General features: G+C 69.4%; 14 protein-coding genes. 6 read left to right on the forward strand and 8 right to left on the reverse strand.

Annotated features, from left to right (window positions below):
- Positions 1-69: 69 nt before the first annotated feature.
- Entirely contained in the window at positions 70-426 is a 357-nt protein-coding gene (locus tag RCP38_RS04325; protein WP_308475777.1) for a hypothetical protein, read from the forward strand.
- A 12-nt stretch (positions 427-438) separates the two neighbouring features.
- Here the strand turns inward: RCP38_RS04325 and RCP38_RS04330 are convergent, their stop codons facing one another.
- A complete protein-coding gene (locus RCP38_RS04330; RefSeq protein ID WP_308475778.1) occupies positions 439-1,353 on the reverse strand; it encodes an oxygenase MpaB family protein in 915 nt (304 codons plus the stop codon).
- Positions 1,354-1,421: 68 nt separating this feature from the next.
- Between RCP38_RS04330 and RCP38_RS04335 the strand changes: the two genes are divergently transcribed.
- Complete coding sequence (locus RCP38_RS04335) at positions 1,422-2,057, forward strand: TetR/AcrR family transcriptional regulator (protein WP_308475779.1); 636 nt, start codon at positions 1,422-1,424, stop codon at positions 2,055-2,057.
- Between the two features lie 50 nt (positions 2,058-2,107).
- Here the strand turns inward: RCP38_RS04335 and RCP38_RS04340 are convergent, their stop codons facing one another.
- From RCP38_RS04340 to RCP38_RS04370, 7 genes are read right to left on the reverse strand one after another with little or no spacing between them, the layout of a single operon-like run.
- Positions 2,108-2,707, reverse strand: coding sequence for a DUF1707 SHOCT-like domain-containing protein (locus RCP38_RS04340; RefSeq protein ID WP_308475780.1), 600 nt, complete (start codon positions 2,705-2,707; stop codon positions 2,108-2,110).
- A gap of 56 nt (positions 2,708-2,763) precedes the next feature.
- Positions 2,764-3,552, reverse strand: a complete 789-nt coding sequence (locus tag RCP38_RS04345; protein WP_308475781.1) for an enoyl-CoA hydratase family protein — start codon at positions 3,550-3,552, stop codon at positions 2,764-2,766.
- Positions 3,552-4,730 carry an acyl-CoA dehydrogenase family protein gene (locus RCP38_RS04350; RefSeq protein ID WP_308475782.1) on the reverse strand — a complete coding sequence of 393 codons (1,179 nt, stop codon included), beginning with the start codon at positions 4,728-4,730 and terminating at the stop codon, positions 3,552-3,554. The genes RCP38_RS04345 and RCP38_RS04350 overlap by 1 nt, the downstream gene beginning before the upstream one ends.
- A 16-nt stretch (positions 4,731-4,746) precedes the next feature.
- Positions 4,747-6,714, reverse strand: coding sequence for an acetyl/propionyl/methylcrotonyl-CoA carboxylase subunit alpha (locus RCP38_RS04355; protein WP_308475783.1), 1,968 nt, complete (start codon positions 6,712-6,714; stop codon positions 4,747-4,749).
- Positions 6,715-6,754: 40 nt separating this feature from the next.
- The gene (locus RCP38_RS04360) at positions 6,755-8,353 is read right to left on the reverse strand and encodes an acyl-CoA carboxylase subunit beta (RefSeq protein WP_308475784.1); all 1,599 of its coding nucleotides are present in this window, start codon (positions 8,351-8,353) and stop codon (positions 6,755-6,757) included.
- Positions 8,350-9,510 carry an acyl-CoA dehydrogenase family protein gene (locus RCP38_RS04365; RefSeq protein ID WP_308475785.1) on the reverse strand — a complete coding sequence of 387 codons (1,161 nt, stop codon included), beginning with the start codon at positions 9,508-9,510 and terminating at the stop codon, positions 8,350-8,352. Before RCP38_RS04365 ends, RCP38_RS04360 begins: the two co-directional genes overlap by 4 nt.
- Complete coding sequence (locus tag RCP38_RS04370; RefSeq protein ID WP_308475786.1) at positions 9,507-11,222, reverse strand: acyclic terpene utilization AtuA family protein; 1,716 nt, start codon at positions 11,220-11,222, stop codon at positions 9,507-9,509. The genes RCP38_RS04365 and RCP38_RS04370 overlap by 4 nt, the downstream gene beginning before the upstream one ends.
- Positions 11,223-11,433: 211 nt before the next feature.
- Between RCP38_RS04370 and rpmF the strand changes: the two genes are divergently transcribed.
- From rpmF to RCP38_RS04390, 4 genes are all read left to right on the forward strand, one after another.
- On the forward strand, positions 11,434-11,607 hold the full coding sequence (rpmF, locus tag RCP38_RS04375; RefSeq protein WP_013827873.1) for a 50S ribosomal protein L32: 174 nt from the start codon (positions 11,434-11,436) through the stop codon (positions 11,605-11,607).
- 63 nt (positions 11,608-11,670) lie between these two features.
- Positions 11,671-12,363, forward strand: a complete 693-nt coding sequence (locus RCP38_RS04380; protein ID WP_308475787.1) for a response regulator transcription factor — start codon at positions 11,671-11,673, stop codon at positions 12,361-12,363.
- On the forward strand, positions 12,363-13,811 hold the full coding sequence (locus tag RCP38_RS04385; RefSeq protein WP_308475788.1) for a HAMP domain-containing sensor histidine kinase: 1,449 nt from the start codon (positions 12,363-12,365) through the stop codon (positions 13,809-13,811). Before RCP38_RS04380 ends, RCP38_RS04385 begins: the two co-directional genes overlap by 1 nt.
- Before the next feature lie 54 nt (positions 13,812-13,865).
- Complete coding sequence (locus tag RCP38_RS04390; RefSeq protein ID WP_308475789.1) at positions 13,866-15,227, forward strand: S1C family serine protease; 1,362 nt, start codon at positions 13,866-13,868, stop codon at positions 15,225-15,227.
- Positions 15,228-15,253: the final 26 nt, after the last annotated feature.

The raw sequence follows: 15,253 nt of genomic DNA on the forward strand, positions 1-15,253 counted from the left end.
CCTGTTTCCCCGCACCGGCGAAAACCCTAGATTTTCTAGCTAAACGGAGGTCAGGGAAGGAACGAAGCGGTGTGGGAGAAGGGTCTGGCACTGGCCGCGATCCTGGTCGGGGGAGCTATCGGACTGGTGAGTCCGGGGCAACCCGTGTCGCTGGCGGGGTCGTTCACGATGACGATCACCGACGGCGCCGGGATCGTCAGGGCGGGCGCCGCCCATACCTGGCTGCTGGCACCGTGCGGTTCGGACTGCCTCAACGTCAACGACCTGGATGTGGGCTGGTCCTCCGACGCACACCGTGAGGGCAACTCCTGGGTGTGGACCATCAACAACGGGAAGCTGACCCACTCATTCGACCAGCGGACCCTGGCCGGAAAGCTGGCCGGGGAAGCCGGCACCGTCTGGTGGGCGCTGACCAAGAACGCCTGAGCGCCGCGCGGGTTACACCAGCGGGCGCCCGGAGCGGATACGCCGGTCCAGGTCCCACAGGATCAGGTTGAACGGGAAACCGCGCAGGAACTGCGGCAGCACATTGTTGACCCCGCGCAGCATGCGCATCAACCGGTCGAACTTGCGTTGCTGGTCGGGTCCCCACGGCAGTCGCATCTCGTCGCGGAACCGCTGCGGCAGGAATCCGGTGGTGATCAGCAACGCGAGCCGCTCGTTGGCACGCTGCAGCGGCCCCGGCAGGGTCAGGCCCCGCAGTCGGCTCGCCGCGATCGGCTCGAGGTATTCGCGGATGGCGTCGTCGATGTGGACCTTGTCGAGCTGCTCCTGCCAGTAGCGGTCGAAGGCGGCCCGGTCGGCGGGCCACATGTCCTCGGGCACCTGCAGCATGGTGGCCATCGCCTTGCCCTCGTTGTGGTAGTGGCGGTCGGCGTGCTCGTCGTCCATCTCGCCCAGGAAGATGCGGTGGATGTCGACGTTGCCCTTGTAGAGGCACGCCCCGACCCACAACTGCAGGTCCCGGTCGAACGCGTTGTACTTGACCGGGCTGTCGGCGGTCGACCGAACCTGGCGGTGGGCACTGTTGACGGCCTCGCGGAATGCGGCCTTCTGCTCCTCGGTGCCCTGGGTGGCGACCACCAGATAGGTGAAGGTGGTGCGGGCCCGCTTGATCGGGTGCAGGTCCACCCGGCCGCTTTCGACCTTGCTCTCCAGCACGCCGTAACCCACGCCGGGGCGGGCCAGCTGCATGATCACGTTGGCCGGCCCGGCCAGCAGCGCCACGCCCATCATCATGTTGTCGGTGCAGTCGACCTGCGGCAGCAGGGAACGCCTGCGCGGCGTGACCTGCGGGGTCAGCGAATCGCTCACCGAACGCTCCACCAGGGGAATCGGTTCGCTGATCGTCATGGCTGCACCTCGCTAATTGTGAGAACGTCGGTTTCCTGATATTGCCCAGCTGCGCGCCCGGTGTCAAGATGATGAGCGTGGCCACCGCCGTTCCCGAGCGCCCGTACCGGGGCGTGCAAGCAGCCGACCGGCTCGCCGAGCGCCGGGAACGACTGTTGGAGGCGGGGCTGGACCTGCTGGGTGGCCGAGAGATGGTCGAGCTCACGGTGCGCGGCATCTGCCGTCGGGCGGGTGTGGCATCGCGGTATTTCTACGAGAGTTTCACCGACAAGGACGAGTTCGTGGCCGCGGTCTTCGACTGGGTGGTCGGCGACCTGGCGAGCAGTACCCAGGCGGCGGTGGCCGCCGTGCCCCAGTCCGGGCAGACCCGGGCCGGTATCGCCCACCTGGTGGCCGTCATCGCCGGTGACGCCCGGGTCGGCAGGTTGCTGTTCAGCGCGCAGCTGACCAATGCCCTGCTGGTGCGCAAGCGGGCCGAATCGAGTGCGCTGTTCGCGGTGCTGTCCGGCCACCACGTTCAGAATGTGCTGCGGGTGCCGGGCAACGACCGGATCACCGCCGCCGCGCACTTCATCGTCGGCGGCGTGGCGCAGACGATCAGCGCCTGGCTGGCCGGCGACGTCCGCCTGGCGCCCGGTGACCTGGTGGAGCAGTTGGCCGCGCTGGTGGGCCGGCTCGACGACCCGGCGTTGTATCGCGGTTGAGGCTGCGCCGGCGGCACCGGCGCCATGTCAACGTCGAGGACGTAGCCCGGTCAGCCGCGCGGCTTGCGGCCCTTGCGGCGGATGCCCACGCCGCCCCACAGCGAGAAGCCGCGCACCTTGACCGTCGGTGCGCCCGGGGTGCCGGTGCCCTCGACGCGCTGATCGAAGCTGCCCATCACGCCGTGGCCGTGGATGTCGACGTTGACCTCGGGCGGCAACAGGATGGTCTGGCCGCCCATGATGGAGTAGGCGTTGATCTCGACGTCCGGCGAGGTGAAGTCGGCATAGCGCAGGTCGATGACGCCGCCTCCCCAGAAGGAGAACGACGTCAGGCGCTTGGGCACGTTCCAGCGGCCGCGTCGTTCGAAGGAACTCAGGATGCCCAACAACACCGTGGCGGGGGCGGGTTTGCAATCGCCGCCGCGGTGCGGGCAGACCGAGGAGCCCGGCAGATCGGCGCGCAGGACGTCCAACTCGTCATAGGTCTGCGCCGCATAGGCCTTGGCGAGTCGGTCCTCGTACTCGCTCATCGGCAGCTGGCCCTGCGCGACGGCATCGCCGAGCACCTGCGCCAATTGGATCCGGTCGGTGTCAGCGGCACGTGACGGGGTGCCACTGGTGTCGTGGCTACGCCGGGTTGAGTTCCTCATCGGATACAGAGCCTACGACGAACGGCTCCCGCCGCAAGCCGGGTTACCCAAAGTGCCTACTCCGCCCACCGTGGGGGGCGCTTGGCCAGGAACGCCAGCATGCCCTCGCGGGCCTCGTCGGAGACGAACATCTGCGCCGAGGCCACCGCGAGCCGCTCCGCATCCCGATCGAAGCCGGCCAGTACCGCCGCGGTGGTCAACGCCTTGGACGCCGCCAGCCCCTGCGGGGATCCGAGCCGCAGGTCGGCGACCAGATCGGCGACCGCGGACTGCACGCCCTCGGCGCTGTCCACGGCCAGCGTGATCAGCCCGATCGCGGCGGCCTCGGCCGCCCCGAACTTCTCCCCGGTCAGGTAGTAGCGGGCCGCCGCCCGAGGCGCGAGCTTGGGCAGCAGGGTCAGCGAGATGATCGACGGAGCCACCCCGATCCGGGCCTCGGTCAGCGCGAAGGTGCTCCCCGGGCCGGCGACCGCCAGGTCGCAGGCGCCGACCAGTCCCATCCCGCCGGCCCGCACGTGCCCGTCGACCGCGGCGATCACCGGCCGCGGCGACTCGACGATGGCCCGCAGCAGCGCCGCCATCTCGCGGGCCCGCCCGGCGGCCAGCTCGCCCGGATCCCCCTCGGTGGCCTCGCTCAGGTCCGCCCCGGCGCAGAACGTGCCGCCGGTGTGCCCGAGCACCACCACCCGCACGTCCGGGTCGGCGGCGGCGTCGCGCAGCCCGGCGTGCAGTTGGGTGATCAACCGCGTCGACAACGCGTTGCGGTTGTGCGGCGAGTCCAGGGTCAGCCGGGCCGAGCCGTCGCCGGTGGCCTCCGGCCCGGTGTAGGTGACCAGGGTGTCCATCAGTAGGACCGGGGCAGACCCAGCGAGGTCTGCGCGACGAAGTTGAGGATCATCTCCCGGCTCACCGGTGCGATCCGCGCCAGCCGCGACGACGTGAGAGCCGCGGCGATGCCGTATTCCCTGGTCAGCCCGTTGCCGCCGAGCGACTGCACGGCCTGGTCGACCGCCCGGGTGGACGCTTCACCGGCAGCGTATTTGGCCATGTTGGCGGCCTCGGCGGCACCGAAGTCGTCACCGGCGTCATAGAGCGTCGCAGCCTTCTGCATCATCAGCTTGGCCAACTGGATCTCGATGTGGTTCTGGGCGAGCGGGTGCGACAGGCCCTGGTGCGCACCGATCGGGGTCTTCCACACCTGGCGGGTGGTGACGTAGTCGACGGCCTTGCCGATCGCGAACCGACCCATGCCGACCGCGCTGGCCGCACCCATGATGCGCTCCGGGTTCAGGCCGGCGAACAGCTGCGCGATGGCGGCGTCCTCGGAGCCCACCAGCGCGTCGGCGGGCAGCCGGACGTCGTCGAGGAAGACCTGGAACTGGCGCTCCGGGCTGACCAGCTCCATCTCGATCGGAGTCCAGGACAGTCCGGGGGTGTCGGTGGGAATCACGAACAGCGCGGGACGCAGGTTGCCGGTCTTGGCGTCCTCGCTGCGGCCGACCACCAGCACTGCCTGCGCCTGGTCGATACCGGAGATGAACGTCTTCTGGCCCTTGAGGATCCAGTCCGAGCCGTCCCGGCGCGCGGTGGTGGTGATCTTGTGCGAGTTCGACCCGGCGTCGGGCTCGGTGATGGCGAACGCCATGGTCAGCGACCCGTCGGCGATGCCGGGGATCCAGCGCTTCTTCTGCTCGTCGGTGCCGAACTTGGAGATGATGGTGCCGTTGATGGCCGGCGAGACCACCATCATCAGCAGCGCACAGCCGTTGGCCGACATCTCTTCCATCACCAGCGACAGCTCGTACATGCCGGCGCCGCCGCCGCCGTACTCCTCGGGCAGGTTGACGCCGATGAATCCGAGTTTGCCCGCCTCACTCCACAGTTCGTCGGTGTGCTCGCCGGCGCGGGCCTTCTCCAGGTAGTAGTCCTGGCCGTAGTTCTTCGCCATCGCCGAGACGGCCTCGCGCAGGGCGCGGCGCTCTTCGCTCTCGATGAAGCTGGTGTCGGTGGTTGATTCGGTCATGGTGGTCTCCTTCTGCTCAGGAATCGGTTTCCGGTTGTTCGACGCGCGCAAGTACCGCGCCGACCTCGACCTGGTCGCCGGGCTTGACGTCGAGTTGGGTGAGCACACCGTCGGACGGTGCGCTGATGGTGTGTTCCATCTTCATGGCTTCCAGCCAGATCAGCGGCTGGCCGGCGGTCACGGTGTCGCCGACGGCCGCACCCAGCCGGATCACGTTGCCGGGCATGGGGGCCAGCAGCGAACCCTGGGCGACCTCTGAGTCGGGGTCGGGGAAGCGGGGCAACGCGACCAGGTGCACCGCTCCGGCGGGGGAGTCCACGTGGACGTCCGCACCGTAACGGGCCACGGTGAAGGTCCGGGCCACCCCGGACGCGTCGGCCAGCACCACCTCGTCCGGGCGGTACGAGACCACGGTGAGGTCGGCGTTGACGATCAATCCGGTTCGGCTGAAACGGTATTCGACGCGATGCTCGGTCTCGGCATCGTCGAGGTAGCCCTTGGACTGGAAACCCGAGGCCAGGTTGCGCCAGGCGGTGGGAATCGTGCCGAACACCCGCGCGGTGGCTCGATTCTGCGCGGCGTCGGCCAGTGCGGCCGCGACCGCCGAGGCCCGCACCGTCGCGTCGTCGGCCAGTGGCGCGGACAACTCCGCCAGGCCGTGGGTGTCGAAGAACGCGGTGTCGGTGGCGCCGTCCAGGAACGCCGGATGACGCAGCACGTTGACCAGCAGGTCGCGGTTGGTGCGCAGCCCGTGCAGTCGGGTACGCGCCAGTGCGCCGGCCAGCACGGTGGCCGCCTGCCGGCGGGTGGGCGCATAGCTGATCACCTTGGCCAGCATCGGGTCGTAGTGCACCGACACCGTCGATCCGTCGACGATGCCGGAATCCAATCGGACGCCGGTGCGCCTGCCCAGCGACCCGAATTCGGCGGCCACGCCCGGCACCTCGAGGCGGTGCACGGTGCCGGCCTGCGGCTGCCAGCCCTGTGCCGGATCCTCGGCGTAGAGGCGCACCTCGATCGAATGCCCCCGCGTCGCAGGAGGTTCGGGATCCAACCGGACGCCGTCGGCGACCGCGATCTGCAATTCGACCAGGTCGACGCCGGTGGTCTCCTCGGTGACCGGGTGCTCGACCTGCAGGCGGGTGTTCATCTCCAGGAAGAAGAACTCGCCGTTCGCATCGGCCAGGAACTCGACCGTGCCGGCGCCGGTGTAACCGATCGCGCTCGCCGCCAGTCGGGCCGCCTCGAAGAGCTTGTCGCGCATTCCGGGGGTGCGCTCCACCAGCGGCGAGGGGGCTTCCTCGACGACCTTCTGGTGGCGGCGCTGGATCGAGCACTCGCGCTCGCCGACCGCCCACACCGTGCCGTGCGCATCGGCCATCACCTGGACCTCGATGTGGTGGCCGGTCGGCAGGTAGCGCTCGCAGAACACCGTCGGGTCGCCGAACGCCGACGCGGCTTCCCGCTCGGCGGCCGCCACCTCGTCGGCCAGTGCCGACAATTCGGTGACCACCCGCATCCCGCGGCCGCCACCGCCGGCCGACGCCTTCACCAGTACCGGCAACTGCTCGGCGGTGACGGTTGCCGGGTCGAGTTCCTCGAGCACCGGCACGCCGGCGGCGGCCATCATCTTCTTCGACTCGATCTTGGAGCCCATCGAGGTCACCGCGGCCACCGGCGGCCCGATCCAGGTCAGGCCGGCCGCCTGCACGGCGGTGGCGAACTCGGCGTTCTCGGAAAGGAATCCGTAGCCGGGGTGGATCGCATCGGCTCCGGCGGCCTGTGCCGCGGCGATGATCGCCTCGGCCGACAGGTAACTGGTGGTCTCGGGCAGTCGCACCTGTGCGTCGGCCTCGGCGACATGCGGCATGCCGGCATCCGGATCGGTGTAGACCGCGACGGTGCCCAGGCCCAATCGGCGGCAGGTGGCGAAGACCCGCCGGGCGATCTCGCCGCGGTTGGCTACCAGAACGTTGCTGATCATTGACTCTGCCTTCTGCTCTTCGCGCAAGCGCTCATCGCGCTCACATCCGGAAGACGCCGAAGTTCGACGTCCCCTCGACCGGGCCATTGGCGATGGCGGACAAACACATTCCCAGGACCGTGCGGGTGTCGCGCGGATCGATCACCCCGTCGTCGTAGAGCATCCCGGACAGCACCAACGGCAGCGACTCGGCCTCGATCTGACCTTCGACCATGGCGCGCATCGCGGCATCGGCCTCCTCGTCGACCTGCTGTCCGCGGGCCTCGGTGGCCGCCCGGTTCACGATGGACAGCACACCGGCGAGCTGCGCGCCGCCCATCACCGAGGACTTGGCCGACGGCCAGGCGAACAGGAACCGCGGGTCATAGGCGCGACCGCACATGCCGTAGTGGCCGGCGCCGTAGGAGGCCCCGATCAGCAGCGAGATGTGCGGCACGGTCGAATTGGACACGGCGTTGATCATCATCGAGCCGTGCTTGATCATCCCGCCCTCTTCGTAGTCCTTGCCCACCATGTACCCGGTGGTGTTGTGCAGGAACAGCAATGGGGTGTTGGACCGGTTGGCCAACTGGATGAACTGGGTGGCCTTCTGGGACTCCTCGGAAAACAGCACACCGCGTGCGTTGGCCAGGATGCCGACCGGATAGCCGTGCAGCCGCGCCCAGCCGGTCACCAGTGACGATCCGTACAGCGGCTTGAACTCGTCGAAGTCGGAGTCGTCGACGATCCGGGCGATCACCTCTCGCGGGTCGAACGGGATGCGCAGGTCCGGCGGCACGATGCCGATCAGCTCTTCGGTGTCGTAGCGGGGTTCGACGACGACGGCGGACGGCTTCGGCCCCTGCTTGGCCCAGTTCAGCCGGGCCACGATGCGCCGTCCGACGCGGATGGCGTCGAGCTCGTCGTTGGCCAGGTAGTCGCCCAGACCCGAAGTGCGGGAGTGCATCTCGGCGCCGCCCAGTGATTCGTCGTCGGACTCCTCGCCGGTGGCCATCTTCACCAGCGGCGGCCCGGCCAGGAACACCTTCGAGCGCTCTTTGATCATCACCACGTGATCGGACATCCCGGGGACATAGGCGCCACCCGCGGTGGAGTTGCCGAACACCAGCGCGATGGTCGGGATACCGGCGGCCGAGAGCCTGGTCAGGTCGCGGAACATCTGGCCGCCGGGAATGAAGACTTCCTTCTGGGTCGGCAGGTCGGCCCCACCGGATTCCACCAGGGAGATCACCGGAAGTCGGTTCTCCAGCGCGATCTTGTTGGCCCGCAGAATCTTCCGCAACGTCCACGGGTTGGAGGTGCCGCCCTTGACCGTCGGGTCGTTGGCGATGATCATGCACTCCACGCCCTCGACCGCGCCGATGCCGGTCACCAGGCTGGCCCCGACCTGGAAGTTGCTGCCCCAGGCGGCCAGCGGGCACAGCTCCAGGAACGGGGAGTCCGCGTCGACCAGCGCCTCGATGCGTTCCCGGGCGGTGAGCTTGCCGCGGGCGTGGTGGCGGTCGACGTACTTGGGTCCGCCGCCGGCCAGCGCCTTGGCGTGCTCGGCGTCGATCTCGGCGAGCTTCTCGGTCAGTGCCCCGGCGGCCTCGGCGTAGGCGGGGGAGTTGGTGTCCAGGGTGGACTTCAGTGTGGTCATGATTGGTACCCCAGGGATTTCGCGGCCAGTGACGTGAGGATCTCGGTGGTACCGCCACCGATACCGATGATGCGCATGTCTCGATACTGCCGTTCCACTTCGCACTCGGTCATGTAGCCCATGCCGCCGAAGAGCTGCACCGCCTGGTGCGCCACCCATTCACCGGCCTCCACCGCGGTGTTCTTGGCGAAACACACCTCGGCGATCAGGTTCTGCTCCCCGGCGAGCTGCCGCTCCACCACGTGGTGGGTGTAGACCCGGGCGACGTCGATGCGCCGCGCCATCTCGGCCAGGGTGTTCTGCACCGCCTGCCGCGAGATCAGCGGACGGCCGAAGGTCTCCCGGTCCCGACACCAGGCCAGGGTCAGATCCAGGCAGCGCTGGGCACTGGAATAGGCCTGTGCGGCCAGCCCGACCCGCTCGGAGACGAAGGCCGCGGCGATCTGGGCGAAGCCGCTGTTCTCGACGCCGACCAGGTTGGCCACCGGCACCCGGGCGTCGACGTAGGACAGTTCGGCGGTGTCCGAGGAGCGCCAGCCCATCTTGTCCAGCTTGCGGGACACGGTGAACCCCGGCGTGCCCTTCTCGACCACCAGCAGCGACACCCCGGCCGCTCCCGGCCCGCCGGTGCGCACCGCGGTCACGACGTAGTCGGCGCGCACCGCGGAGGTGATGAAGGTCTTGGCGCCGTTGACCAGGTAGTAGCCGCTGCCGTCGCCGGGGACAAACTCAGCGGTGGTGCGCAGGTGCCCGACATCGGACCCGCCGCCGGGTTCGGTGATCGCCAGCGAGCCGATCTTCTCCCCGGCCAGGGTGGGGCGGACGAACTCCTCGATGAGGCGGGCGTCGCCGGAGGCGATCATGTGCGGCACCGCGATCCCGCAGGTGAACAGCGAGGCGAACACCCCGCCCGGCGCTCCGGCGGCGTGCATCTGCTCGCAGACGATCACCGCGTCGGCGCCGTCGCCGCCACTGCCGCCGACCTCCTCGGGGAAGCCGGCGCCCAGCAGGCCGACCTCGGCGGCCTTGCGGTGCAGCTCCCGGGGCAGTTCACCGGTGCGCTCCCACTCGTCGACGTTCGGGGTGATCTCGCGTTCGACGAAACCCCGTACCGTCCCCCGCAGCGCCTGGCGCTCGGGGGTGGTCCAGATGCTCACGAAGTCCCTTTCGGCAGCAGTTGCTCGGGTATGTCGAGGTGCCGACTGCGCAACCACTCGCCCAGCCCCTTGGCCTGCGGATCGAATCGGGCCTGGTAGGCCACGCCCTGCCCGAGGATGCCCTCGATGACGAAGTTCACCGCCCGCAGATTCGGCAGCAGATGCCGGGTGACGGGCAGCTCGGCGGTCTCGGGCAGCAGTTCGCGCAGTCGCTCCGCGGTCAGGGTGTGGGCCAGCCAGCGCCACGCCTCGTCGCTGCGTACCCAGACGCCGACGTTGGCAGAGCCGCCCTTGTCGCCGCTGCGGGCACCGGCGATCGACCCCAGCGGCACCCGCCGGGTCGGGCCGGACGGCAGGGGTTCGGGAAGTCGCGGGTCGGCGGCCGCCGCCAGCTCCAGCGTCTCGGTGGCGGGCGGAATGGCGACGCGGGTGCCGTCGGCGTGCACGGCGACGTGCGGCACTTCGGACGCGTCGACGTAGCCGGGGGTGAACACCCCGTAGACCTGGCCGTCCCCGGGCGGCGCGGTGACGCAGAACCCGGGGTAGCTGGTCAGCGCGAGCTCGATGCCGGCCGAGGAGAACGCCCGGCCCACCTTGGCCGGGTCGGGGTCGCGCACCACGCAGTGCAGCAGGGCGCTGGCGGTCTCCTCGGTGTCGGCGTCGGGGCGGTCGGTGCGTGCCAGCGTCCACTGCAGCTCGGCCGGGCGGACCGTCATGGCCGCCTCCAGCTGGGTGCGCAGCAGCTCGGCCTTGGCTTCGATGTCCAGGCCGGTCAGCACGAACGTGGTGGAGTTGCGGAACCCGCCGATGCTGTTCAGCGACACCTTGTAGGTGGGCGGGGGAGCCTCGCCCGTCACGCGCGCGATCCGCACCCGGTCCGGGCCGTCGGGGGCCAACTCGACGCTGTCCATCCGGGCGGTGACGTCCGGGTTGGCGTAGCGGGCCCCGGTCACCTCGTAGAGCAGTTGGGCGGTCACGGTGTCGACGCTGACCAGGCCGCCGGTGCCGGGATGCTTGGTGATCACCGAGGATCCGTCGGCGTGGATCTCGGCCAGCGGGAAACCGGGGTGCAGCATTTGCGCGGTCGGGATCTCGGTGAAGAAGGAGTAGTTGCCGCCGCTGGCCTGGATGCCGCACTCGATGACGTGGCCGGCGACCACGGCCCCGGCCAGCCGGTCGTAGTCGGTGCGCGACCAGCCGAAGTGCGCGGCCGCGGGGCCGACGATCACCGAGGCGTCGGTGACGCGACCGGTGATCACGATGTCGGCGCCGTCGGCCAGGCAGTCGACGATGCCCCAGGCGCCCAGGTAGGCGTTGGCGGTCAGCGGGCTGCCCAATCCCAGTTCGGCGGCGCGGGGTAGCAGGTCGTCGCCCTCGACGTGGGCGACCCGGGCCGCGATGCCCAGCCGGTCGGCCAGTTCGCGGACCGCGTCGGCCAGTCCGGCCGGGTTGAGCCCGCCGGCGTTGGCCACGATGCGCACGCCCTTGTCCCGGGCCAGGCCGAGGCACTGCTCGAGTTGGGTCAGGAACGTCTTGGCGTAGCCGCGGTCGGGGTTCTTCATCCGGTCGCGGCCCAGGATGAGCATCGTCAGCTCGGCCAGATAGTCACCGGTCAGGAAGTCGAGCTCACCGCCGGTCAACATCTCGCGCATCGCGGCGTGGCGATCGCCGTAGAAGCCCGAACAGTTTCCGATCCGAACCGGTGTCGTCATCCGTAATCCCTTCTCAACCAACCGGTAGGTTAGTCGGTACCGGCGGTGTCACGTCAAGGCCCGTCGCCGCAGACCGAATCGCCGGGCCGTGAGCCCAGGTCGGGGCCTCGCCTCTGTCATTTTGGAGCCGACGCTGGTCACCGGCTATCCTTTCGGGAGTCCCGCCGCTGGTATCTAGCGGCCCTATGTCTACAACAGGAGAGGCCCGACCATGGCCGTGCCGAAACGCAGGATGTCGCGTGCGAACACTCGCAGTCGCCGCGCGCAGTGGAAGGCTGAGGCAACCGGCCTGGTCAACGTGTCGGTCGCCGGCCGTGCGCACAAGGTGCCGCGCCGTCTGCTCAAGGCCGCGCGCCTGGGCCTGATCGACCTCGATCGCCGCTAAAACAGCTCCGACACGACCGGAACCTGACCGTCCAGCTCGCCCTTCGATGATTGGATAGCACGCATGGCTACCCGGGTACTGGTTGTTGATGATGACCGCGCTGTGCGCGAGTCGTTGCGCAGGTCTCTGTCGTTCAATGGTTATTCCGTCGCGTTGGCGACCGACGGCGTCGAGGCGCTCGAGGCCATCACCAACGACCGTCCCGACGCGATGATCCTCGATGTGATGATGCCGCGGCTGGACGGGTTGGAAGTCTGCCGCCAGCTGCGCAGCACCGGTGACGATCTGCCGATCCTGGTGCTGACGGCGCGTGACTCGGTCTCCGAGCGGGTCGCGGGCCTCGACGCCGGCGCCGACGACTACCTGCCCAAGCCGTTCGCGTTGGAGGAACTGCTGGCGCGGATGCGGGCGCTGCTGCGTCGCACCACCGCCGAGGACCTGTCCGAGTCGGTCGCGATGAGCTTCGAGGACCTCACCCTGGACCCGGTGACCCGCGAGGTGACCCGAGGCGAGCGACAGATCAGCCTGACCCGCACCGAGTTCGCGTTGCTGGAGATGCTGATCGCCAACCCGCGCCGGGTGCTGACCCGCAGCCGCATCCTCGAGGAGGTGTGGGGCTTCGACTTCCCCACCTCGGGCAATGCGCTGGAGGTCTACATCGGATACCTGCGTCGCAAGACTGAAGCCGAAGGGGAGCCGCGGCTGATCTACACCGTGCGCGGGGTGGGTTACGTGCTTCGCGAGACACCGCCCTGATGCAATCGTTCCGCCGGCAGCGGAGCGAGGAGTCCCGGAAATCGACTCTGTCGCTGCGCTGGCGGGTGATGCTGCTGGCGATGTCGATGGTCGCGCTGGTGGTGGTGTTGATGGCGGTGGCCGTCTACGCCGTGATCTCGGCCGCGCTCTACAACGACATCGACAATCAGCTGCAGAGTCGCGCCGAAATGCTGATCGCCAGCGGTTCGCTGGCCGCCGATCCCCGCAAGGCGATCGAGGGCACCGCCTATTCCGACGTGAACGCCATGCTGGTCAATCCCGGGCGGTCGATCTACACCGCCAATCAGCCCGGCCAGCGGTTGCCGGTCGGGCAGCAGGAGAAGGCCGTCATCCGCGGGGAGTTGATCCTGTCGCGGCGCACCGCATCCGGCCAGCGGGTACTGGCGGTGCATCTGCCCACCGGCGGAACCCTGCTGATCTCCAAGAGCCTGGCGCCCACGCGCGCGGTGACCATGAAGCTGCGCTGGGTGCTGCTGGTGGTCGGCGGCGTGGGTGTCGTGGTGGCCGCGGTGGCCGGCGGAATGGTGACCCGCACCGGCTTGAGACCGGTGGGCCGGCTTACCGATGCGGCCGAACGGGTGGCACGCACCGATGACCTGCGGCCCATCCCGGTGTACGGCAGCGACGAACTGGCCCGGCTCACCGAAGCGTTCAACGCCATGCTGCGGGCACTGGCCGAATCCCGGGAACGTCAGGCCCGGCTGGTCGCCGATGCCGGGCACGAGCTGAAGACACCGCTGACGTCGCTGCGCACCAACGTCGAACTGTTGATGGCGTCCGCCGCGCCGGGCGCCCCGCAGCTGCCCGAGGAGGAGATGGCCGAACTGCGTGCCGACGCGATCGGTCAGATCGAGGAATTGTCCACGCTGGTGGGCGATCTGGTGGACCTCACCCGCGACGATCAGCGCGAAGCCGCATCCGAGCAGGTCGACATCACCGAGGTCGTCGACCGCAGCATGGAACGGATCCGGCGGCGCCGCAACGACATCGAGTTCGACATCCGGGTGCTGCCGTGGCACGTCTACGGCGACGCGGCCGGGCTGTCGCGGGCGGTGCTGAACCTGCTCGACAATGCGGCCAAGTGGAGCCCGTCGGGCGGGGTCGTGCGGTTGAACATGCGCCAACTCGACGCCACCCATATGGAGATGGTGGTCTCCGACGAGGGCCCGGGAATTCCCGCGGACCAACGTGAATTGGTGTTCGAGCGGTTCTACCGGTCCGACACGGCGCGCGCGATGCCCGGATCCGGTCTGGGGCTCGCGATCGTCAAACAGGTGGTGCTCAAGCACGGCGGGGCGATCACCATCGGAGAGACCCATCCCGGGGCGACGCCGCCGGGAACCTCCTTCCGGTTGGTGTTGCCCGGCGGGCCGACGTCCGCCGAGGCACCGACCGCGGGAGTCACAGGCGGTTCTCAGTCCAGGTAGGCATGGTGGTGAGGCAACTTCGCCAAGCCGTGTCAGTAGGAGTAGGCAGCAGAGATGACGAACTACCCGGGGTACTACCCGCCGCAGCAGCAACCGGACCGGTCGCAGCAGACCGGTGCGCAGGCGGCGGACCAGCGCGGGCAGGCCGGCTATCCCGGCGGCACCGCGCCGGGTTCGTACCCACCGCACTACGACTGGCGTTACGGCCAGCAACAGACGGCATACCGCCCCGCCTATGACGCGTCCTACGGCCGGCCCGGGTCCCCCAACGGTCCGGGCACCGGCGCACCGAAGCGGTCGCGCACGCCGGGACTGGTCATCGGGGCGGTGGCCATCGCGGCCGTCTCCGGTGTGATGGGCGGTCTGGTGGGCTCGGCGATGCGCCCCGACCACCAGTCCGCCGCCGCCGGCAGCCACGCGCCGAGCATCCAGCCGCCGGGAGTGCCCGCCGCGGTGAACCTGCCGGACGGATCGGTGGAGAAGGTCGCGGCGAAGGTGGTCCCCAGCGTGGTGACGCTGGAGACCGATCTGGGCCGGGCGTCCGAGGAGGGCTCCGGCATCATCCTGTCGGCCGACGGGATGATCTTGACCAACAACCATGTGGTCTCCGCCGCCGCGGCCAAGGGCGACGGGCCCGCCAGGGCACAGCCGAAGACCACCGTGACGTTCTTCGACGGCCGCACGGCGTCGTTCACCGTGGTGGGTACCGATCCGGCCAGCGACATCGCCGTGGTGCGGGTCCAGGGCGTCTCGGATCTGACCCCGATCACGATCGGCTCGTCGGCGGACCTGCGGGTGGGACAGCACGTGGTGGCCGTCGGATCGCCCCTCGGCCTGGAAGGCACCGTGACGACCGGGATCGTCAGCGCCCTCAACCGGCCGGTCTCCACCAGTGGCGAAGCCGGCAACCAGAACACCGTGCTCGACGCCATCCAGACCGATGCCGCCATCAACCCGGGCAACTCCGGCGGCGCGCTGGTCAACATGAACGGCGACCTGGTCGGCATCAACTCCGCGATCGCCACCATGGGTGGTGACTCCGCCGACGCCCAGAGCGGCTCCATCGGCCTGGGCTTCGCGATCCCGGTGGATCAGGCCAAGCGGATCGCCGACGAGCTGATCAGTTCGCCCGACCACACCGCCTCGCATGCCTCACTGGGCGTGAAGGTCACCAGCGAACGCAGCCTGCACGGCGCCAAGGTGGTCGAGGTGGTGCCGGGAGAGGCCGCGGCCAAGGCCGGATTGCCCGAGGGTGCGACGGTGACCGCGGTCAACAACCGCCCCATCGGCAGCGCCGACGCGCTGGTGGCCGCGGTGCGGTCCAAGGCGCCCGGCGACCAGATCACGCTGACCTATCTGGACCCCACCGGGGCATCCAAGACCGCGCAGGTCACCCTGGGCAAAGCGCCGCAGTGACGGGCTGGTGACGTCCTAGCCGGGTC

This window comes from Mycolicibacter sp. MU0083, from assembly GCF_963378075.1.
Lineage (GTDB): Bacteria > Actinomycetota > Actinomycetes > Mycobacteriales > Mycobacteriaceae > Mycobacterium > Mycobacterium kokjensenii.